This is a genomic window from Methanosarcina sp. DH2 (assembly GCF_020804225.1).
In the GTDB taxonomy this organism is placed as follows: domain Archaea; phylum Halobacteriota; class Methanosarcinia; order Methanosarcinales; family Methanosarcinaceae; genus Methanosarcina.
Map to the genome: position 1 here is coordinate 121,583 of NZ_WJBI01000014.1, position 21,923 is coordinate 143,505.

The following is a 21,923-nucleotide window of genomic DNA, read 5'->3' on the forward strand; positions in this document are numbered from 1 at the left end:
GGAGTGGCATGTCATGACAAATGTAAATTATGATACAATTCAAATGCGTTTTTTCAGCACCTGTTTAACGTCATTCAAAACAGTTGAAAAAACATCAGTTCAGGTCAGTTTAGTTCCAGACACATCTGTGAATCTAGGGGAAAATTGTATAAAGGTCCCTGGTCCGGTCTTTGAGTTTTTCTGTTCCATTATCGAAAATGGCAAAGTAGCTTCGGTTAATGCTATCTCAGCGACTCTCAAAGACGATTCTGTTATTTTCTCGGGGGATATTTAAGATAGGGGGATGAAAATGCAAACTGAAAACCAAATATATCATGAAGAAGACCACGAAAATCTTGAAAGTCTTAGATTGAAACAAGAAGTCACAAAAAAATTGCTGTATTCGATTTTAATTCAGCCTGAAACGATTGATTCATGGAAAATTCGTCATGGAATCGAAATCAAACAAGAGTTAGTGACAATTCTTCATATTGATTTGGAAGAAAATTTCGAAATAGAAACCGAGCTTGAAGATGATCCTGAATCAGAAGATGGTTTTGAGATCGAAGAGGGCACTGAATTAGGAGAAGGGGTTGAGATAGAAGGTGAGTTCGATCTGGACGATGATTTTGATTTTAATTCAATTGCTATAATCCGCAAGCGAGTCCTATTCGTTGCGAAATTGAACGAGAATGCACCATATCAAATTGATTATACATGTGAGATCATGGATGGGCACATGTCAATCGAGATTGATCCTACTGAATATATAATCGATTATGGGACGCATGATGACGATTCCGTTATTTTTTCTGGAGACGTTTCAGGGGTTTGAACCATGTCTGGCGACAACCTTAATGCAACCATCGAATCAATTTTTTTGGAATCTTACCAAACTCGTAAGGTTCCGCCTCAACTTTTAAAAACATTTAAAAATATCAAATTCGTAACCACAACACATGACTCCCGTCGGGTAGTACGCATCCGCCAGGATCAATACAAAAATTTGATAGATTTTATGGTCAGAAGAAATGCACGGAGAATTGGTTAATCCGTGAGCAAAATACTTAGCAATGTGCGGAAACCAATTATTCTCAAGCCCTAGGAGGCATATTTTCTTTAAGGTAGAATGGAATCACCCAATACGCTTATGAAAATTGATTGTGGGGCGTCTAAATCATTTACATTTTTTTGATTATTTTCAATCTGAAAATTATCTATGATTAAATGTTCAATTAGTGGGTACTAATCAAACAAAAAAATTACAATTAAAGCAATATAAAAACAAGATATAATACAAGACAAAAAACAAGACAAATTCAAAGTCAAAATTTGGTGAAAATAAAGTGAAAATAAGGTGGCAATTCAGCCAGTACTATTCCCAGTAATACCGACTGATCCTCAACCTTAGTTATCTAGGGTGGTATTTTTTTTATAACTTTCTGTATACAGTTCCATTCAAAATTGAAAAACCATTATATTAATATACCATTGTTGGAAGCGCTTTCCAGCGCATAAGGCTGTTTTAGATTTTTGCTATTATATACTTGCTTAAAGAAAAACGAAAAAGAGAAATCACATTAGAGCTAACTGCTTTTAATGAAATTCTGTAAATTTCGACAGAAAGATAATTTTACTAAATTACTATGGTTTTGTATCTGCTAGATATTGGCATCAAATTCCTATTAAGAGGCACACTCTATTGTCAGCTTTAACCATTATATTGTCCACTTTAATCGTTATATCCTCAAGTTTGATTGAGATCACAAAGTGGATTAGTAATCCAGATAATTCCTCATTAAATCTATTATTTTCAGGAATTGTAGCTATATCAACGGTTGTATATGCTGTACTTACATGGAAATTAGTTTCAGAAACTAGTAAAATGAGAGAGGTGCAGACAGAGCCAAATGTATATGCATTTATCGAACCTAGAGATGAACACAATGAAATAACAGATATGTTCATACAAAACATTGGGTTGGGACTTGCTCGTGATATAAAGTTCGCGGTATTGTCAGACTTTATCTATTATAAAAGTGAACGCTTATCAAAGATTTATCAGTTATCAGAGATATACCTCATTAAAACAGGAATCGAGTACATTGCACCTAATCAAAAAATGAGAATTTTTTCAACCTCACTTAATGACGTTCGTGAGCTTAATTCAAAAAACTATCTGAAAATGAAAATTGAATATACAAATAGCGTGGGTAAAGAATACGATTCAGTATATCTGATCGATTTCTCCTCGTTACCAGCAAATGGAATGAGTACAGGAGGCGCATATAAACGCGATGTTCTAAATTCGATTAAGAAGATACAAGGAGATATGCACGAAATTTCGTCAAATATTGAAGAATTAATAAATTTTTCAAAAAAAGAAGTGGTCGATTCGAAAGATCAATCATTTGAACCCGACAAAGTTCATTGATGTCTTTTGTTCTTTCGTTTACTTTGAAATTATACAAGCCTTTATTTCCCTTTGGTTAAATCGAAACTCTTCGCTAAGGATAGTTCCCACACATCTTAGAGCGTGTCTTAAAATTATATAATGCTTGGTAGACAGTTTGTTCGTTAATGATGGAACAACGTCAACGAATTCCTTATCAAAGTGACTTATCAAATGAACAATGGGAAATAATTAAGCCCCATCTCCCTACTACTCAAACTAATAGTGGTAGAAAACGCATTCATCCTTATCGAGAGATATTAAATGCGATCTTCTATTTGCTGTGTTCTGGTTGTGCCTGGCGACTGTTACCCCACGACTTTCCACCCTGGAAAACTGTCTACCATTATTTCCGTGTTTGGAGGAATGACGGAGTTTGGGAATGCATAAATGCTGCATTGAGAACTGATCAGAGAGTTGCATGTGGCAGGAAATCAGAACCTAGTGCCGCTATTTTAGATAGCCAGTCAGTCAAAACAACAGAAACTCCAGGAACGCGTGGCTATGATGCAGCTAAGAAGGTTAAAGGGAGAAAGCGTCACATTCTAGTGGACACGATAGGGCTATTGTTAATTGTTGTAGTTCATGCGGCAAATATTCAGGATAGAGATGGAGCTAAACTTGTTCTGGAGCAAGTTAAGGGTAAATTTTCTCGATTGGAGCTTATATGGGCTGATGCTGGTTATTCAGGGCAACTCATTGATTGGGTCAATTATGTTTGCGGTTGGATATTGCAAATAGTAAAGCGTAGTGATGATATCAAAGGTTTTCAGATACTTCCTAGAAGATGGGTGGTCGAACGTACATTTGGATGGTTAGGGAGATATCGACGTTTAAGTAAAGATTACGAAGGATTGACAGAATCAAGTCAAGCATTCATTTATGCTGCTATGATTCATATTATGTGAAAAGACTGGCTAAGATAAAATCATAAAAAATGAGAAAATGTAATTTCAAGACAGCCTCTTAGATTCAGGCGTTTCAAAACATCAACCTGATAAAACGGGACGACCTATTTTAAGACCCTAATGATAAAATTTTCACCTTCCCTAATAGCTCCTTTGCCTTCCTTGAGTGCTTGAGCCCGAAGTTCTCGTAACCCGGCCCCACCAACGTCATGCAACCAAACAAGAACCTCTGCTGGATTATTTGGGGTATTGCTAATTTGACGGGCATTCACAATCAACATCTCACTGTATACATTGGTGTCATAGTATGCCTTCCGATACTGTCTCTCTTGAGAATTATGATCTTCATCAGATGTCTTTAACGCATCTGTTGAAGCATGTTCGCCTACAATCAAGGTAGATACGACATTGTCTCCTTCACCAAACATGATAAACGTAGCAGTTCCATTGCCTGTCTCAAGACGCCCACTCACCTTGGTCCAAATATGGACCGTAAATATATAATGAGTGTCAGTTTCCTCCATATCTACTCTGCCTCTTGCACGAGTATTGCCAGAACTTTGTTCTTTCAGCTTAAGATACCCTTCCATAAAATCCTCCTTGTTTTAATTCCCCTTTCTTTATATTATTATGCCTATATTTAAGATTTTTCACCACAACCCCTGTAAGTAAGCTAAATTTATTCCTGTCCAGAATGGAGAGTGATTTTAATGAAATAGAGTAAATTTAAAAGAAATCGCTAGGTATTATAAAGGGAAACATTCGGGACTCTACACCACACCCCATCTCGACCTGGAGCATTCCTTTCAAAGTCTCAAATGTGGCTCTATGGTCTGGTGGCGATTGCAGATACTTCTCGATCTTCTCAGCCCTGGATTCCTCAGTCTTTCCAGGTTCCTTCTTAGCTTCTCATAGCTTGTGGATAAGCTGGAACTGGATAAGCTGAGCAAGCTGCGAAGTATTCATCTAAAAATAATTCATCCCATCATCTAGGATGGTGTTCATATCCAAGCCGTGCTCTTATAGCGAATCAAAATACCTGGGAGCGATGGCTTTCGGGCGGCGCTATCCAATATCGACAGCTACCTTAACCAAGCCTTGCCCGAGCTGGGCCACCAGGGCCAACCTTCCCGAATTGAGCACCGAGTCGCGAGCAGGAAGACAATGCTTTCAATTTATACATTGCTTTAGTTGCCTCTTAGAATGATGGTAAATAGGAATCCTCACTTAGAGCGTGTCTTAAAATTATATAATTCTTTGTAGACAGTTTGTTCATTAATGTTGGAACAACGTAAAAGAATTCCTTATCAAAGTGATTTATCTGATGAACAATGGGAAATAATTAAGCCTCATATCCCCACTCCTAGAACAAATAGAGGTAAAAAACGCATTCATTCCTATCGAGAGATCTTGAATGCCATCTTTTATTTACTGCGTTCTGGTTGTGCATGGCGTATGTTACCCCATGATTTTCCTCCATGGAAAACAGTTTACCATTATTTCCGTTTGGAGGAACGATAGAGTTTGGGAACACATAAATGCTGTACTTCATTCTGAACTGAGAATTGCATACGGTAGAAAACCAGATCCAAGTGCAGCAATTTTAGATAGCCAATCAGTTAAAACAACAGAAACACCAGGAGTACGTGGCTATGATGCCTCCAAGAAAGTTAAAGGGAGAAAACGGCACATTCTGGTGGACACAATAGGGCTATTGATGATAGTTGTAGTTCATACAGCAAACATCCAGGATCGAGACGGAGCAAAACTTGTTTTGGAACAAGTTAAGGATTCATTTCCTCGATTGAAGCTTATATGGGCTGATGCTGGTTATTCAGGTCAACTAATTGATTGGGTCAACTCAGTTTGTGGTTGGATACTAGAAATAGTAAAACGCAGTGATGATGTTAAAGGATTTCAGGTACTTCCTAGAAGATGGGTAGTAGAGCGTACATTTGGATGGTTGGGTCGATATCGACGTTTGAGTAAAGATTACGAACGATTGACAGAATCAAGTCAAGCATTCATATATGCGGCGATGATTCATATAATGATAAAAAGAATGGAGAGAATAAAATCTTCTACCAAATAGGAAAAATAATTTTAAGACAGCCTCTTAGACCTTGAGTCATGCCAAGCACATCGATCTTCAATGCATTCTGAAAATTCGGTTATGATCGTTGATGAAACCATTGGTGCAATCGCCGAACCTATTTGTTCTGTTTTGCTACTGTCATATGATCTCATTGGACATAGTTTTGTATTCATTTATTTCAATCCCCTTTTTATTTGATATGTTACTCTACGAAAGTGTATACGTTTTTGATTCAAGAAAACTTACTCCATGTCAAACTCTGTTAATATTTCATCGTAAGAGTGCTCAAATGTGAGTAGTCTGCCGTCAGGCTCTAATCGCAATTTGCTGGCAATTGCTAGCTTGGCATTGAAGAATTTTGACATGTAGCAAATAGCTCTCAAATGTGGTCTGCTAACTCCGAAAACAGCATGACCTTTTGCTCCACTCGCTGTTAATACCCTCTCAGCAGATTTTTTCGATAAGAACAATACTATCATTCTTTCAGCAGTGGGTGAATAATACGAACCCGCATTTTTCCCGTCTTCAGTTAACTGCATGATAGTCCAAAAAGGATCGCCATAAACGTTTTCATTTGGTACAAGGCATTCAGTATGTGCAAGCAATAGTCCATATATGTTTGGTAGCTCGTCGGCGTTTATTAGTTCAATACCATAATGTTTCCCAAGAGTTTTAGCACCTTCTTGATATCCCTTAGCTGATACCATAAAGCCACGAATATTATTACAATCATCAAGTTTTGCTTTAAATTCCTGAAGCATCCCCTTTGTTATCTTTCGATTATGGTTTTTGCACTCTATTCCGACTCTATGATATATTCCCGCTATTTTAATTTCGTAAAAGACATCGAACTCGTGTTTAGCTCCAGATCTTCCGATTTCGATGTGATTCTTTTCAATCTTTGCGTTTTTCAGATGTTCGTTTTTTAATGAAGCTGAATAAACATTTTGAACAAAGTCTTCCAATTCCTGCCCTACATCTTTCCACGACACTATATTTCCTCCTTAATAGGTCTTACAACCTACTTCCGGTACATTCCCCGTTATTAGAAAAGCTTGATACTACCAGAATTTACAAATGAGTTTTTTCCGCATTCTCTGAAAACAGTTTAATGTTTAATCAACTGCTTGCTTATGGATTTTTTGATTTTTTTCTATCTGCCTATTCTGGAATCAGGTAATATTGCATGCAGGTGCATTATGTGGGTGTAAATCTTAACTTTTATAATTAGGTTACAGTCGATTTAAACTTTAGAAACTAGATGATTAAAAGAAAATCTATATAATACAGTGTAAGAGTGTACAGTTTACATTTTGGTTAATAAATACTAAATCTATTTAATTAAAATAGAGGTCAGATTATGGACATACAAATGAAGGTGACAGCACTACCTGAAGCGGGATTTAGAACAGTGAGCAGTAATGAGAATATTCCAATTTTTGTTGGTAAAGGAAATACAAATTACGTTTGTGGAAATTGCGAGAATGCACTTTGTGAAAACGTAGATGTGGGTCAGATATCTGGAATTAAATTAGTTTGCCCTAAGTGTGGATGGCAGAACGAGTTTGAATAAACAAACTGGATTTTGAAAATAACTAAGTTATGTCTTATACTTGTTAATTATCTCTACCAATTGAAAAATCATTGTAGAAGGATTGCTTTCTTCACTAAGGATTTTCACTCTATTATCCAGATGTATTTGACAAACCTTTTTGGAATGTTCCATTGCAGTTCCAATTCTTTCTTTTGTTTTATTATAAATATTTGGATCATTTTTCTCATATGAGTTAAGAAATCTCCGCAATCTCCTTTCGAGTGGTTTAGGCTCTATGGGTTCAAAATAATGTTCAAAGTGTGAAAGAATCCAGTATTCAAAACAAGGATTAGATAAAATTAATTGCTGGTTGGCATCACGTATAATTTCTTCAGCTTGCCTCAGATCTTCGTTTGTATTAGCATCTCTATCAAAAACATAAAAAATTGAGTCACCTTTAAGAAAATCTCTAGCATGGTGTTTTTGATAATCTATTGAATAATTTACTAATCCGACAATATTTTTATCTTCACAAACTATAGGTTTAATCTGCAACCCGCGAATTCTTTCCTTTGCCCTAAATTGAACAAAATAATTATATTCGGTTTTTCCTTCACAAAAGATCCAAGCAGTATTTACAGATATTTTTCCTGAGCGCCTTACCATTTTATCAATTCCAGATTTTTAACTCAATTAACTCAAAAGAGTTTCATCTATGAATGGCACTCCTCCAACTCTTCCGCTAAGGTAAGCCCGTTCAAAATCTGTTACCTGCCGAATATCATAATCAAGAAGTGAGCTTAATTGAGTATACTTATTTGGTTCTTTTGAGCAGAAATAAATCTGATCCATTCTTAAAAGTTCGTTATCAAGGAGTGTGGTATCATGAGTAGTAAATATTAACTGACCATTTTTGTTTTTATCGCTGTGGAAAAGCCTTATGAGTAAACGGGTAATTTCGGGATGAAGGCTACATCCGAGTTCATCTATGAAAGCGACTTTTCCGTTTTCCATGATGTCAAATAATGGACCAAGTATAGCAAGTGCCTTTTGTGTCCCTTCTGATTCTTCTAGTGCATCAAAAAGAATATCTTTACCATTTTCTGCCTTATGTATAAATTTTAGATCGAAAAAATCACCTGTTGTGTCTCTTTCATACCTTTGATTAACGCTGAACTTGACTTCTTTAATAGGTATTATTTCTTTTTTAATTTTGATGTCCTCGATTCCACCAAAATCTGCTTTTTTCATTATTTCAAGTATCTTATCTTTGAACTCAGGATTCTTGTATATTCGGTTTAAAGTATAGTTTGTCCATGTAGGATTAATGTTAATAACCAAACTTTCTGTAAAGAACTTATAGGGGTTTTTTGTTTTTTGATAACCCAATTGAGTTGCTCTTGAAAGGTATAGAGTATTCTCAATAACCTGAGGCTTTATAAGATTTTGTTGTTCGTTATCAACCGGAAAATCAAAATTTTCTTTGTCTTTTCTTTCAAATATTTTGTTTTCTTTTTTACCTGTGAAGTAAAACAAATATTCGCTAACAATTTTTTTGGAGTTGCAAGAGAATCCATATCTATAAGTTATGTTTTCATGGATGAATTTCATTTCAAAATAGCTGGGGTTTCTGGAACACTCAGTGCTTAGCTTGAAAGGAGTTACTGGAATTTGTGTATTTACATTAAAATTATGTGAGTAAGTTATCATCCAGCACATGAAATCAATTGCCTTTAATAAATTAGATTTACCTGATGAATTAGCTCCATAGATTGCGACAGATTTAAGCAACCGCCCATTATTAGGGACTTTAATTATATTTTGAGGAATCTTTTTACTTGAACTTGAATCCATACTTAGGGTAACTCTCTCTTTAAAAGAAAGAAAATTTTCAACTGAAAATTCTATAATCATACTTTTGAATAGGTAATTCTAACTTATATATGTATCCATTTTTGCATTTTTTCTGCAAAAAATCTAATATTTACCATAATTAGCTAAGTTATCCTATTAATTTTGCATTTTTTCTGCAAAATAAGGATCTCACCGCAAGCCCTCAAATCCCATATAAGTACTACTATCCCGCTTGCACTCGTTGGCGATATCCAATAAAATGACAAGGGCGATAAGTTTGTATTTTTTAGAAAACATAAACCTTAACTGTAGATAGTGGACTGAGTAAAAGTAACCATCCTCATAAGCAAAAGGAAGAATCAGAGTAAGGAACTTGAGAGACACAAGACAATCTATGAGGAAATGAACGCCACAACTGTAGTCTTCACTATCTCTCAGATAAGCCACTCATAAACAATAGTAACTCAGTTAGAGGTGCTACAAATGCAGTAGTTTTCATATAAAACTACTGGATTTTGCTCTTTATCCTAATAGATGAACCTTGAAAGGAGCTTTATTCAATCAATAATAAAGTACTTTTAGGAAAACAACTGTATAGTATGTTGTGAAAGAAAAGTACCCAGTTTCAGGATTTACAAGGGATAAAGAAGCCATCTATGTAAATGGAATTCGTGTTTTTGTCCCTGCAGAATATGATAGGTTCAAGGCAACGATCCCGAAGAAAAGGCATAAAGCTCTTTTTGAGTTATCAACAATAACAGGCATGAGATATGCTGAGATTCAAAGATTGTATGGCCATCCTGAGTGGTATTCTGAGAATAGAAATCAAATCCGATTAAATGAAGAAGCACAGAAGAAGGCAAAAAGAAAAGCAAAGGAAAGGACAGTAGACTTGCTACCTTCTACTCTCCCCTATATTCTTGATCAATTTTTCAATGGGCCTGCTCCTCCAGATATTGACACTTGGAACCAGAATCTTAAACGGTGGGCTGTCAAAGCTGATTTTAATCCTTTTGGAATCTCAGCCAAAACCACTAGAAAAAGTATTGAATCTTGGATGTTAAGCTCTGGAGTACCTCCCTTTAAAGTTTATCAAAGGCAAGGCCATGATCCGGAAACGTCCCTTTATCATTATCAAGGACTGAGCTTTACGGATCTGGAAATGGACCAGATCAAAAAAAGATTAATGGAATGGGGAATTCTTAGAACTGATTAAGCTGGTAAGTTTTTGATCTTATTTTACTTAAATTTAAAAAATTAACTTTTTCTTTCATATGTTTATTTCACTCTTTCTATATTTTCTTTACATTAGCAAACTTACAGTCTCCAAAGCTTGTTTATTTTATCAACCGATTCTTTATAAAAAATGATATTATGAAAGTTTTGTTTTTTAAGACAGCTAAAGGTCTACTATGTTTCTCTTAAGGATTCTGAATGCCTCTTTTGCTTTCGAGGGAAAGCCTCTATTATAGTCCTAGTGCCTTTGTAGCTACCATAAAAAAGGTTTATCCCACTGCAAAAGAGTTAGACTGTTCTTCGTTACTCTTTACATTATTTTGGCAATGCCACAAAGCTCGCTTCTAAAGGGCTTCTATTTCTTTTTCTTGTTATCCTAAGAACTTAATTTCATATACACATTAGAAACTAAAATTTGAAGCTCTCATAAGCTTTAATTTATTTAGGGACATATATGAAAAACTAAATAAAATAACTAATAAGCAAAATTCTAATAAATAATGTGATCTGACTGAATTTGACGGTTAAATTTCTGAATAGGCAAGCTTTTTTCTTCAAAAAAGAGCCTATTTTTTATATATGTCTCGCTTTCTGGTACGCAAAATAAAGTAAACAGTTAGGGTATTCCTATGTTAGAAGAACTTCCCACAACCCTTACTTTAAGGCAAAGAGATGCAGTTGAACGCACTTCGGGTCCTCTTTTAATCCTTGCAGGGGCAGGTACAGGTAAGACTACCACAATCACTGCAAAAATTGCCTTCATGATAGAAAAGCAAGGAGTTGAATCCGATAAAATTCTCACCCTTACTTTTTCAAGGGAAGCTGCCAGAAATATGGAAAAGAAAATCTCTGAAATTCTGAGGCAGGGGACCAATTTAAAGGTGAGCACTTTTCACGCTTTCTGTGCCGAATTGATAAGAGATAATTCTGAAAAGTGCGGGGTTTCGGAGCAATTCACTATTTTTGAGGAAATTGATGCAGCTATCCTGATTTATAAGGAACTGGGTACAACTTCAAGAAACGCAGCTTTATACTCTAGCACAATCGCAAAAGCAAAGGACCTGAACATTTCTATTAGTAAGTTCAAAGATTATCTTGAAACAGGAAAGAAATTGTTACTGAATTTTGCTGAAGAAAGTAGATTTGAGCAGTTTTATAACGAGTGCAAGGTCAACCTTAACACATTCCATTTAAAGGACAAAACTCAGCAAAAAGCCCTGAAAGATGAAAAGAAAAATTGGCAAGAATTTATCGGACTTTATGATGAATACCGTAAATATACTGATTTCATCCACACCTGGGAAATATATGAGGAGAGAAAGAAAACTCTAAATTGCCTTGATTACGGGGACCTTAACAGGATTGCCCTTGATTTCCTTAACACCTATGGCACAGTAGAGTTGAATGATACCTACACCCAGATTATTGTTGACGAGTTTCAGGACACAAATTACGTGCAGTTCGAACTTATCAAACACCTGACTGCAAGGGAGAAAAATATCACAGTGGTTGCAGATGCAAACCAGAGCATTTATGCCTTCCGGGGAGCATACTCAAACAATATTGAGGAGTTCAAAAAGCAGTTTGTGATTTCAGAAAAAGATATTGTATCGCTGGATACGAGTTTCAGGTCAACAAATAAGATCTTAAAGGTATCCCACAGGCTGATCTCACATAATTACCCCGAAGACCGAAAAAGTGAATGTCTCCTTCTCAAGAACTGCAATGATAACGAGGGCAAAAATGTAGTCATCCAGGAAACAAAAGATGATGGCGAAGAAGCAAGAAAAATAGTAGAACAGATTGAAAATTATATCGAAAAAGGCATTCCTCTAAAAGAAATTGCAGTCCTTTACCGGACACATAACCAGGGAAGACAGATCAGGCGGGCGCTCCAGAGGCGCGAAATTCCTATGATTGTGAAAGATGATGCAGACTATTTGAAACAGCCCGAAATCAAGACCGTACTTTCCTATCTCTATATATTAAACAATCTCATGGACCCGACCCCCAGAGGAACTGAGGCATGGTGGCGGCTCTTTCACTACAATAACAGCCTCGAGAACAGTGATTCTGTCCAGATAGGGGAATACGTCAAGAAAAACAAAATTTCTTTTCAGGAAGCTATCTACCACCATCTAGATGAGATAAGATTAAGTGAAAACGGATTCAAAACCGTAGAAAAAGTGAAAGAAACAATTAGGGTTCTTAGTGAGAAAAAACTGCTTGATGTCTCCGACCTCCTTCTTGAAATTTACGATCTAAGTGGAATTGTAAGACACCTTAACGGGCTAGATACGCTAAAAACCAGGGAAGCTTTCCTGAACCTCCGGAACCTGCACGAAATAGCAAAGAATTTTGAGCAATTTCATAATAGAGAGCTTTTTGGTTTCATCGATTACCTTGAGATCCTTGATGAGATGGACGGCAACCCTGCTCCTGCAAAGATCAGGGAGGACGATGCAGTAAGCCTGATGAGCATCCATGCAGCAAAAGGGCTTGAATTCAGGGTTGTTTTTGTGACAAGCATGGCAAAAGACAAATTCCCTATACTAAGGGGTGGGCAAGATTTTCTGATTCCACTGGAAATGATGGAACAGTATCGTGACTTTTTCTCAGCGCGGTTAAGTGAAACAGAGCTTGAAAAGGCGGTTAAGGAGCGGAAGAAAGAAATAAGACTTGAGGAAGAACGCAGGCTCTGTTACGTAGCATTTACAAGAGCAAAAGAAGACCTTATACTTTCGCTTTCTCTGGAATACGGAGGCAAGGAACGGGAACCTTCCGAGTTTTTGATGGAAATTGGATATGACCACTGGAGGGACCTGGAAATTCCTATGAATAAGGGAACAAACGCCAAAATAGAAACGGAAGCTTTTTTTGATGCTCTTGACCTGTCCTACCGGAGAGACTTTGAGATAAAAACTGCAGGACTTGTAAGAGACAACGAACTTGAACGAGAGAAAAACAAGTGTATACAACTGCTTATTGAATCCCTTGATAAGGACCTTGAGGAAGCTGTACACTACCTGATGGTATACAGAGCCCTCAAGGATGGAGTATGTGGGAATTATCTTGAAAAATTACAGAAAAAGTGGGGCATGATAGATCCTGCTATGAGAGCAGGAGAGATCCTCGCAAAAATAAAGGCCAGAAGCAATGGGTTGAGGTTCAATCCAGAGACATTTAGTTTCAATTTTTCAGCTTTGAAGGCATATGAAAACTGTCCGAAACAGTATGAATTGCAGGAAATTCTGCGCATGCCAAGCCGGAAGAACGAAGATTCCACAGGAGCTATGATAAGGGGGAGTTTCGTACATAAGGTACTTGAAACTGCAGTTAAAGAAAAGGTTGCAGAAAAGCAGGCACTATATGAGATAGCTGAAACTCTTCATAAAAAGCCAGAATGGATGTATACAGATCTGGAATCGACCCTTCCTCTTTTTGAAGTATTCTGGATCCGAAACAAAGACCGGATCTCAAATAACCTCATGGTCGAACAGTGGTTTTCAGTTCCTATAAACGGCTTCGTTTTCAAGGGTATTATTGACAGGATTGATTTGCTTGATCCCTCCAAAAAAGAGGTCGAGATCATCGATTACAAGACCGGGAAGTATGATGTGAGTCCAGAAGACCGCTCAAGGCAGCTCCTGCTCTACGCAAAAGGCTTTGAACACATGTATCCCGGATACAGGGCGAAGCGACTCACACTTGACATGCTGGCCATAGAAAAACCCAGGAGTTTTGAGCTTCAGGAAGATGGGGAGTACAGGAGTAATGAAGGCAGGGTAAGTCCCCTTGACAAAGGAGCAATCACCTCTATGGTGGAGACTGCACGAAATATTGCTCATGATTACGAGCACGGATTTGGGAAGACGGAAGATCCCGACAACTGCAAAGAATGTGAGTTCAGGCTGTACTGTGAGGGAATCAATATATGAAAGGCGTTTTTTCTCACCCTCTTTAATACTGCTAAAGTAAAAACAAAAAAAATCTAATTATTTGATTAAACTATACAAAAATAACAAAAAATATTTGCGTTCGAAAGGAGTAAATTCATGAAAGAGCTTCTCGAGCAGCATTGTTTAGATGAAGATGCAAAAGGACTACTTCTTCTGAGCATGCCTACCGGTTTTGGAAAAACCTATAATGTACTGAATTTTATTTATAAAAATTACAAAGATTTTGCAGCACAAAAGCGAAAAATATTCTTCATAACCAACCTTAAGAAGAACCTTCCTTATCAGGAACTAAAAGAACGGTTCAAAGTCGATAATGTAGAAGATGACTACCACAAGCATGTACTTTTTATTGATTCAAATGCTGAAAGTGTTATAACTCATCTTTTGTCCGTCGATTCTCAGATTCCTGATAGTTTCAAGACAGGAGATTACACTCGTCTGAGATCTTATATAGAAACGTTAACGAATAACGGGAAATTGCCCAAGACAGTCAAAAGTGTTCTCTCTAAAGAAATAAGTGATTCTCTGGAACCTTCTTTTAGGAAATTCATTAGTCATCAGCTTCGGCAAGAGTTTAAGACTAAAGAAAAGAGGCTGAATGCGATAAAAAATAACCCCAGTTACCAATGGATTGGCTATCTATATCCTTCTGTTTTTACTGATGAGAAAACAATTGTTTTTCTTAGTATGGACAAATTTGTTCGTAAGAACACTACCCTTGTAGAGAGCTCATATTTTTTCCAAAAACGTTTGATTGACAGAGCAGTAATCTTCATAGATGAATTTGATTCTACCAAAGAAAATGTGCTTAAAAGCATCATAGAATCGGGCGTACGCCATCGAATTGATTTACTTGATCTATTCCTCAATATACACAACCATCTTATGGAAAACGAATATCCTGAAGGCTTGCTACGGGAATCTGAACAGAGAAAACATACGGCTGCTGGAAAAAATTGGCCTTCACCTGAGAATATAATTAACAATTTTCAACAACAAGCTGACTATATATTCAGAAAATATAACCTTCAGCATACTTGCAAATCTCATGAAGAGTTTTCTTCCAATAAAAGGAATTTTCTCTTTTATGATTACCAGTTCCATCATGTCCTAGATGCTCGATACAAGAGAATTGAGGTAGTTCAGGACACAAAAAATCGTACTAATTGGATTAAAGCCTTAGAAGCTGAAAAAAAAGGCTCAGGGGTAAACATTCGTTCCTTACTTAGTGAAATTTCTGGGTTCCTTACATATTTCCAAAGAGGTATCGGTTATTTAGCTGAAAACTACTGCCAACTAAAAATGGAAGACAATACCGTTCAGGAAGTTTTTCCTTTAGATTTAGCTGTTAAGACAGTTCTAAACCATTTCCGACTTGATGAGTATAATGTGGAACTCCTTGCGGACAACATTATGGAGCGTAATGTACCCTATAAATTACGTCCTGAGACCAGTGTCCTTCAGCAACAGGGATTCTATGATACTGGTTTCCGTTACCACGATATTGTCGACAGCGATGAGCACGACACTCTCTCAAAAATCTATATGTTCAACTTTTCAAGGACTCCAGAATCTTTTTTGGTTGAAATCTGCTCGCAATCAATGGTTGTAGGAATTTCCGCTACTGCTGGATTATATACGAATATAGGGAATTATGACTTGGAATACCTGCGTTCCCGGCTTGGAGATTCGTTTTCTAGGATTTCAGGTAATTCTTTGGAAAGAATAAAAAAGCAGTTTTCTAAGAATACTCGGGGATACGATCAGGTTTCTATTAAAACAGAGTTTATTGGAAAGGATAATTCAGAAACTTTGGAATTACTTCAATCCTTGCTGGGTGATCGGGAAGCTGCGGTTGCACTGCGTAACAAGGTGAAATACAGCAATCCAGAATCAGGAGAACAGGAAATTGACTATATTTTTTCCCGCTATGTACGTGCCCTAATAGCATGGAAGTACTTTCTAGACAACTCCGAAATTCATGCATTCCTTTGTTTTTTCAGTAAGTTTCCCAAATTATTAGATCCAAAGTTTGATTTGAAGGTTTTTTATGAATATGCAGAAATGATACAAAGTGAGTATGCATCCATAGAAAATGAACCTATTTCTGACACCATCGTTGTTTTGACTGGCGATGAATTTGATGAGAATAAAATCGGAATACTGGCTGCACTAGAATTTGGCAAAAGACGTTTCATTCTCTCCACTTATCAGACAATCGGAGCCGGACAAAATTTGCAATATCCAATCCCTGCATCCATAAATCCTGTGAAGGTCAATGAATTCTCTGCTAGGAGAGAGATGGATTTAGACGCAATTTATTTGGATCGCCCAACAAATCTGATTGTAAATATTTTCTCGGATAATCTCAAAGATAGAGATTTCATAAAATATCTTTTCCAGCTCGAATTCCTTGTCGAAAATGGAGCAATTTCTCCCAAAACGTTTGAAAATAAGCTGGACGAAGCTTTCCACCTATTTGTCGGCAGGTACAGACAAAAGAAGAGAGTTGAAGACCTTATCAATCTCTATCAAACCGAGGCATATACGCGTTTTCTTAATAAGATGATACTTCAGGCTATTGGACGAATTTGCCGAACGAACATGAAAGCTCAGACAATTCATGTTCTTGCAGATTCTTCTGTTAGAAAGCATTTATCGCGTTTTTCTTTACCAGACGATGTGATTCCTGTCAGAGAATATACTGCATTACTTGAATCATCCAGAGACGCAATTGTCAAATCAGCCGACTATTCTGAACTGCAGAATCGAGCGTCAAATCGGAGTAACAGGTCAGCAGCGTTTATTTATCAGTTATTAAAAAATCCATGGACCGAGGACAGTATAAAATTATGGCAGGAACTTAGGGAACAGGTGCTTAAACAACCTTCAATCCCTTTAAAAAAGGATTGTGATCCTAAGTGGAATCCAATTTACGTCGAACTTCCATACCTAGGTCGTTTGTATAAATACACCCAGGAAAAAGATTACAGAGATGTAGAGGTTTTCTTTTCGACTGACAAGGCAATGCAGGAAGTTAGTGAAAGGGCCGCAAGGTTGCAGGAATTGATGGCAATAGAACCTCTGCGCAGGCTCTTTGAAGAAAAAGGTTGGGCCATCAGTTTTCCTGAAAGTGAGCTCATTCTAACTCCAATAATGTTTAATAATATCTACAAAGGAGCTCTGGGAGAGGTATGTGGTCACTACATTCTGCACGAGATTTTAAGAATCAGCCTTAAAGAATTAGATGTTCTCACTTTTGAGTTATTTGACTTCAAAGCGGATGCCAATATTTATGTTGACTTTAAACTTTGGAATAACCAGGTTGCTGTTCCCGCAGATGAAGTAATCCCAACGATTAGAGAGAAAATGGAAAGATGCAATGCAAGCCGTGTCTTTATAATTAACATTTTGGGAAAATCCGGGGAAGAGTTCCGTCCAGTAATATCTTCTGATAATAAAATTATTGAGATTCCCTTTATTTGCCAAGATAAATCTTTCAACGACAAGGCTCTAAAGTTTATTGTGGAGGTATTTTCAAATGAGCATTAAAACAAATCGGCTGGAAATCGACTTTAAAATTGATGCAATTGAACGAGATTTCGCGTTTTTCCGATTTAAAAGGGAGGGTAAAGAAGGATGGCGCGGAGCTCCACAATTAGATCACCTGATTGGCGATGATTACAAAGCAAATGCTGTTCTTTTTCAATATGGTAAATTTGCCTATGCAATGTTTAAACGGCCATTGGATACTTATGAATTGATTTCAAGAATCAAAGCTGATGAAGATTTTTCAGATGATGTGGTCGTAGAAGTTCCCCCCAAAGCTTGTAGGACAGAAGCAGATGATTGTATATGTGAAGCTTGGCTTGCTCAGATTTTGATAAATTCACTTGCATCTTCACGGTCACGTTTTGAACATTTACATTACTGTAATCTGACCGGGGATTTCCTCGTAGTCCTTGATCAGAAAGACAAAAACACAGATTTTATTGATGTCGCCAAAGTCACACTTGATAAGGACTACCTGCTTAACGTGAAAATCGTACGCCACTGTAAGCTAATCTCTATTCTGAAAGAAGTAAAAGCAGGAACATTAGATGCTAAAAAGATTAAGAACAAGCCGAAATATGTTTTACATGAAGGAACAGGCACTCTTCGCAGATTGTTACCGCGTGATGGCAAGTCAGACTCAAAAATAACCTACGTCCCAATGAGTTTTGGGAATAAAAGGGCACATGTTCCTTTTATTGATTTCAGTTCTTGCAACCATTATGATCAAAGTCGGGCAGGCGTATTGCATCGTGTTCTGGATAGTATTGAAGAGAATCTTTCCGAGTACATATCCATCAAACCGTGGATTTTGGAGGTCTCTCATAATATCGAATTGACGGAGACAATTTTGAAGAATCCCAAGCAACTTCGATCAAAGCTTGATGGACAACCGATTCATATAGTGGATAGAATTGGATCAGAAGAATCTTCTGAAATGGTTCAAACATTAAAGAAAGCCCTTTTACTATATCTAACAGATCATAAATTGCTTACTGTAGGGAAAAGCGACAAATCAGGAGCATTGAACTTCAGAATTATACACAATGAAGATTACTATGAAAATAATGGTAAAGAGGATGAACACCTTGATTCGAATTGTGATATTTATAGACAAAATATTACTATAGAGAATGAGGACTCTATTTCAGATGCCGTAATTAAAACAATTGTCAAAGAGCAATTAATTAAAAGGGATATAGGGGAACGTAATCTGAGTATCTTTGACTGGAGTAAATTAGATGCAAAAAAAACATGGACATTTGCTACATATGATAAGAAAGGAAAATATATTGTGTTCATGGATATTTTTCCAGATGGTTGCTTTGACTTCCGCAAAATTGATCCGAATTCTCTTGTCTGGTATGGGGAATATCAAGAGTATGTCGAACTGCTCACGGAAGCAAAAAATAATGAATGGAAAACAAATCTAATCCTTGAGGGGCTTGTCATTTCAGAAGAAGGCGACAAGAATTTCATATATCGTACAGGGGAAATAAGCCTTCCTGATCTTGTTAAGATCAAGGAGGTTATAAGAGAAGTAGATATCAAACTTCCTGAGGGAATTCAAACTGGAAGTGAGCTTGCTTCTATTGTCGAAAAATGCTTTTCTGAGATACCTTATGCAAATGACAACAAAGTGTGTCAGTTAAAAGAAGAACTGAACAGGCTTGGATATCAAGAATTATCAAAAAATGATTTCAAGAAAATCCTAAACTCCTGCCTTGGAACTAATTCAAAGGCAGCAACTCATCTAAGAAACGCCTTGTATGAAGAGCATGGAATTAGGTTACATTTCCCAAAAACCAAAGATAATATGAGTACTCTTTTTGATGCTTCACTTAATATCAAGTATTTCGGGGAAAACGAATCTGAAGCCTACTACTTTGTAGGAGATCGTCGGGAAAATGTTAAATTTTCATTTAAAGACGCTTGCCATCTTCGTAAAATCAAAGCCGTCAATGGCTCAAGATTAATATTCAAAGAGCTTCTCCCCACCATGGACGTCGATTTTGTGCGAACAGGACAGAGCACCGTTTTGCCTTTTCCTTTTAAGTATATACGTGAGTACGTGAAGTTTGAAGAGTAATTATTAATGGGAGAGATCGAATGGCACAAACAGCTTATTCCGGAAGAAGAGGAAATGATTTTGGGCACAAAATGGGCTATGTTGCTGCAAAATATTTGGGGACAGAATTGCTTCAAACCCCTGGAAAAAGTAATGAAGCTTACTTAAATGGTGAGTTAATTGTCATAAAAATCGCTCATAAAACTACTTCCAGCGTAGGGATACCATATAATGTTTTAGATCGGGTCAAAAGTGTTGTAGCTATTCTTGAAGATAAAAATTATTCAAAAAATGGGTATCATAAGTATATAATGTATAAAGTAGATGCAGATTGGTGCAAATTAAAATCGACTCCCTCTCAAAGCAGTCAAAGTGCATCGAAAAAAGTAGGAATGGTGACATGCAAGAACATTAGGGGGCATGGAGAAAAAATAAGTGAATTGATCTGTGATTTCTAAATGAGAAGAGAACCTTATTTGGTCGTGTCCGTGAATTACGGGTTTGGAAAGACGGAATCTCCTGACAGCTGCAAGGACTGCGGGTTCAGACTATACTGTGAGGGAGTTGATCTATGAAATGTATTGGAAGCTGGAGCCGGTAGAATGACTTTTTCTGAAATACATAGCAAGCCGACAACTATAGATTCAGAGGATCTCCTTACATCCGATATTTTCGGGTGTTGCTCTTTTTTAAGTTACCCTGAGCTTCTTGAGCATGTTTTAAGAGAAGCGGTGCATTTTGGTTCCAGGGATAATCTCTGTGTTCCTGAAACCGTGCTTTCAGAAGAATACCTTTTTTGGCCCAAGTTTCGTACAGGAAGATCACAAACAGAACCTGATGTGTTGATAATACTCAGGCACTCGGGAAACCGGTGTACACTTGTTTTAATCGAAGCGAAATTCAATTATGAGAAGTCTTCTGAAGCTGATTACACAGTAGAAGATGTAACTGACCAGCTGGCAAGAGAGTTAATGATTATTGAGAATCGGGAGATTTGTAGCCAAAATCCTGCTTTGGAAGGCTTTGAGATAGCATCAAAATATCTAATTTATGTGACGGCGCACGATGTTATTCCTGAAAAAGCGCTTAAAGACTCCTCAAATGAATTTTTTGAGAAGACGATGAATCATGGAAGTATTTGTTATAGGGATATTGCCGAAGTCCCTCTATACTGGTTGCCCTGGTGGAAAATTGAACAACTCATATCCAGGAATGGTTTTTTTGGTCATGAAGAGGGCGCAAAAAACAGAATCGTAAAACATATACGTGAAGTGTTGAGGGCAAAAAGGCTCTGCAGGTTTTATGGATTGAATCCCTTCGACTTCAATTCAATTGCATATTCCTATTTATCTATAGCTAAAGTTCGGCTTGAATCTGACATGTATGCAAAATCCTACACTTTTGATACAATGTTTTCAAAAATCCCATACGGATATCTCATTTTGGATAAAGAAAAAAGGTACTATTTCGGACTGGTAATTCCGAAAATCGTTTCCCATTATCAACCGGAGGAAAAAATATGAATAACTCGGAATTTTCTGAAAAGCTAGATCAATCTTTTAGAAACATGACTTCTTTTTTTCAGGAGCTTGCCTCTCTTTTGAGGGACTGCGACCGTCTCATGGGAGAAGAAGGATATACGACCTTTAATGGAAATACAGCTGTGTATGAACAGAGTAGATCAGTGCTTTATCCAGAAGCATGGTTCCCGGCATATCTTAGCAGAGCATATGTGTCTGAAGAGGAAGCTGAGGACAGATCCTTTAACCGTGTTCTATTCATAAGCCTGTTTTTAAGATATGGGGGAGGAGGCTGCCATGACGTTAGAATGATAGGTAATGTTCCACTTCTCGTAGCTGGAATTATCGTTCCAGCTAATCCGAAGTCATTTAGATTTGAAGGCTGGCTAACAAAAAGGTGGTTCTGGGTTGATGAATCTGAAAAAATGAATGTTTTAAATGAGAATATTCCGAAAATCAGAGTTTTCGATGTCAAAAAAGGAGAGTACAACAACTCAAAGTCAATCAAAACATTTGCATATCCATTTGAAAAGGTTACGGGAACAGCTGATTTAAGAAGTAAAATAATTGAAAAGCTGCTCGAAATTGCAGAAAACATTTCGGATGCAACAGATCCGGAAATTCTTACGTAATGCATAAATCGTGAAATAAGGAGGGAGCCTTTGTCCCTTCTTTAAAAAATATAAAAACTGGGAACCGGGATTGGAATCCGGCTCCCGATTGAAAGTGCTTCACAACAATTTATGCAAAACGTTTTCGTTTCAAT

Annotated in this window: 17 protein-coding genes; 13 read left to right on the forward strand and 4 right to left on the reverse strand. The window is 37.0% G+C overall.

Annotated elements, in window-relative coordinates:
- Positions 1-13: 13 nt before the first annotated feature.
- From FXV91_RS14490 to FXV91_RS14505, 4 genes are all read left to right on the forward strand, one after another.
- Complete coding sequence (locus FXV91_RS14490; RefSeq protein ID WP_229391393.1) at positions 14-274, forward strand: hypothetical protein; 261 nt, start codon at positions 14-16, stop codon at positions 272-274.
- A 15-nt stretch (positions 275-289) separates the two neighbouring features.
- Positions 290-814 (forward strand): hypothetical protein, encoded by a 525-nt coding sequence (locus tag FXV91_RS14495; RefSeq protein WP_229391394.1) that lies wholly within the window; start codon positions 290-292, stop codon positions 812-814.
- A gap of 867 nt (positions 815-1,681) precedes the next feature.
- A complete protein-coding gene (locus FXV91_RS14500) occupies positions 1,682-2,413 on the forward strand; it encodes a hypothetical protein (RefSeq protein WP_229391395.1) in 732 nt (243 codons plus the stop codon).
- 146 nt (positions 2,414-2,559) lie between these two features.
- A protein-coding gene (locus FXV91_RS14505; RefSeq protein ID WP_229391396.1) for an IS5 family transposase occupies positions 2,560-3,365 on the forward strand; the annotation gives its coding sequence in 2 pieces (ribosomal slippage) (positions 2,560-3,337 and positions 3,337-3,365; 807 coding nt in all).
- Between the two features lie 78 nt (positions 3,366-3,443).
- Here FXV91_RS14505 and FXV91_RS14510 read toward each other — a convergent pair.
- Positions 3,444-3,929: a hypothetical protein gene (locus FXV91_RS14510; protein ID WP_229391397.1), complete on the reverse strand. Its 486-nt coding sequence runs from the start codon at positions 3,927-3,929 to the stop codon at positions 3,444-3,446.
- A gap of 688 nt (positions 3,930-4,617) precedes the next feature.
- On the opposite strand from FXV91_RS14510, the gene FXV91_RS14515 reads away from it, so the two are divergent.
- Positions 4,618-5,431 (forward strand): IS5 family transposase gene (locus FXV91_RS14515; RefSeq protein ID WP_229391398.1). Its coding sequence is split into 2 segments (ribosomal slippage): positions 4,618-4,847 and positions 4,846-5,431, totalling 816 coding nucleotides; the frame shifts between segments, so codons are not numbered across the junction.
- Positions 5,432-5,676: 245 nt separating this feature from the next.
- Here the strand turns inward: FXV91_RS14515 and FXV91_RS14520 are convergent.
- Complete coding sequence (locus FXV91_RS14520; RefSeq protein WP_229391399.1) at positions 5,677-6,426, reverse strand: restriction endonuclease; 750 nt, start codon at positions 6,424-6,426, stop codon at positions 5,677-5,679.
- A gap of 368 nt (positions 6,427-6,794) precedes the next feature.
- Here FXV91_RS14520 and FXV91_RS14525 point away from each other — a divergent pair, with 368 nt between their 5' ends.
- Positions 6,795-7,007: a hypothetical protein gene (locus FXV91_RS14525; protein WP_229391400.1), complete on the forward strand. Its 213-nt coding sequence runs from the start codon at positions 6,795-6,797 to the stop codon at positions 7,005-7,007.
- Between the two features lie 27 nt (positions 7,008-7,034).
- Here FXV91_RS14525 and FXV91_RS14530 read toward each other — a convergent pair whose 3' ends face one another.
- A complete protein-coding gene (locus FXV91_RS14530; protein WP_229391401.1) occupies positions 7,035-7,634 on the reverse strand; it encodes an RloB family protein in 600 nt (199 codons plus the stop codon).
- A gap of 27 nt (positions 7,635-7,661) precedes the next feature.
- Complete coding sequence (locus FXV91_RS14535; protein ID WP_229391402.1) at positions 7,662-8,882, reverse strand: ATP-binding protein; 1,221 nt, start codon at positions 8,880-8,882, stop codon at positions 7,662-7,664.
- Between the two features lie 544 nt (positions 8,883-9,426).
- On the opposite strand from FXV91_RS14535, the gene FXV91_RS14540 reads away from it, so the two are divergent.
- From FXV91_RS14540 to FXV91_RS14570, 7 genes are all read left to right on the forward strand, one after another.
- Positions 9,427-10,038, forward strand: a complete 612-nt coding sequence (locus tag FXV91_RS14540) for a site-specific integrase (protein ID WP_229391403.1) — start codon at positions 9,427-9,429, stop codon at positions 10,036-10,038.
- A gap of 649 nt (positions 10,039-10,687) precedes the next feature.
- Positions 10,688-13,996 (forward strand): ATP-dependent helicase, encoded by a 3,309-nt coding sequence (locus tag FXV91_RS14545; protein WP_229391404.1) that lies wholly within the window; start codon positions 10,688-10,690, stop codon positions 13,994-13,996.
- Between the two features lie 117 nt (positions 13,997-14,113).
- Positions 14,114-17,569: a hypothetical protein gene (locus FXV91_RS14550; protein WP_229391405.1), complete on the forward strand. Its 3,456-nt coding sequence runs from the start codon at positions 14,114-14,116 to the stop codon at positions 17,567-17,569.
- Positions 17,559-19,658, forward strand: a complete 2,100-nt coding sequence (locus tag FXV91_RS14555; protein ID WP_229391406.1) for a hypothetical protein — start codon at positions 17,559-17,561, stop codon at positions 19,656-19,658. Before FXV91_RS14550 ends, FXV91_RS14555 begins: the two co-directional genes overlap by 11 nt.
- Positions 19,659-19,678: 20 nt before the next feature.
- Positions 19,679-20,095 carry a hypothetical protein gene (locus FXV91_RS14560; protein WP_229391407.1) on the forward strand — a complete coding sequence of 139 codons (417 nt, stop codon included), beginning with the start codon at positions 19,679-19,681 and terminating at the stop codon, positions 20,093-20,095.
- A gap of 123 nt (positions 20,096-20,218) precedes the next feature.
- A complete protein-coding gene (locus tag FXV91_RS14565; protein ID WP_229391408.1) occupies positions 20,219-21,160 on the forward strand; it encodes a hypothetical protein in 942 nt (313 codons plus the stop codon).
- A complete protein-coding gene (locus FXV91_RS14570; protein WP_229391409.1) occupies positions 21,157-21,789 on the forward strand; it encodes a hypothetical protein in 633 nt (210 codons plus the stop codon). Before FXV91_RS14565 ends, FXV91_RS14570 begins: the two co-directional genes overlap by 4 nt.
- The last annotated feature ends 134 nt before the right edge of the window (positions 21,790-21,923 follow it).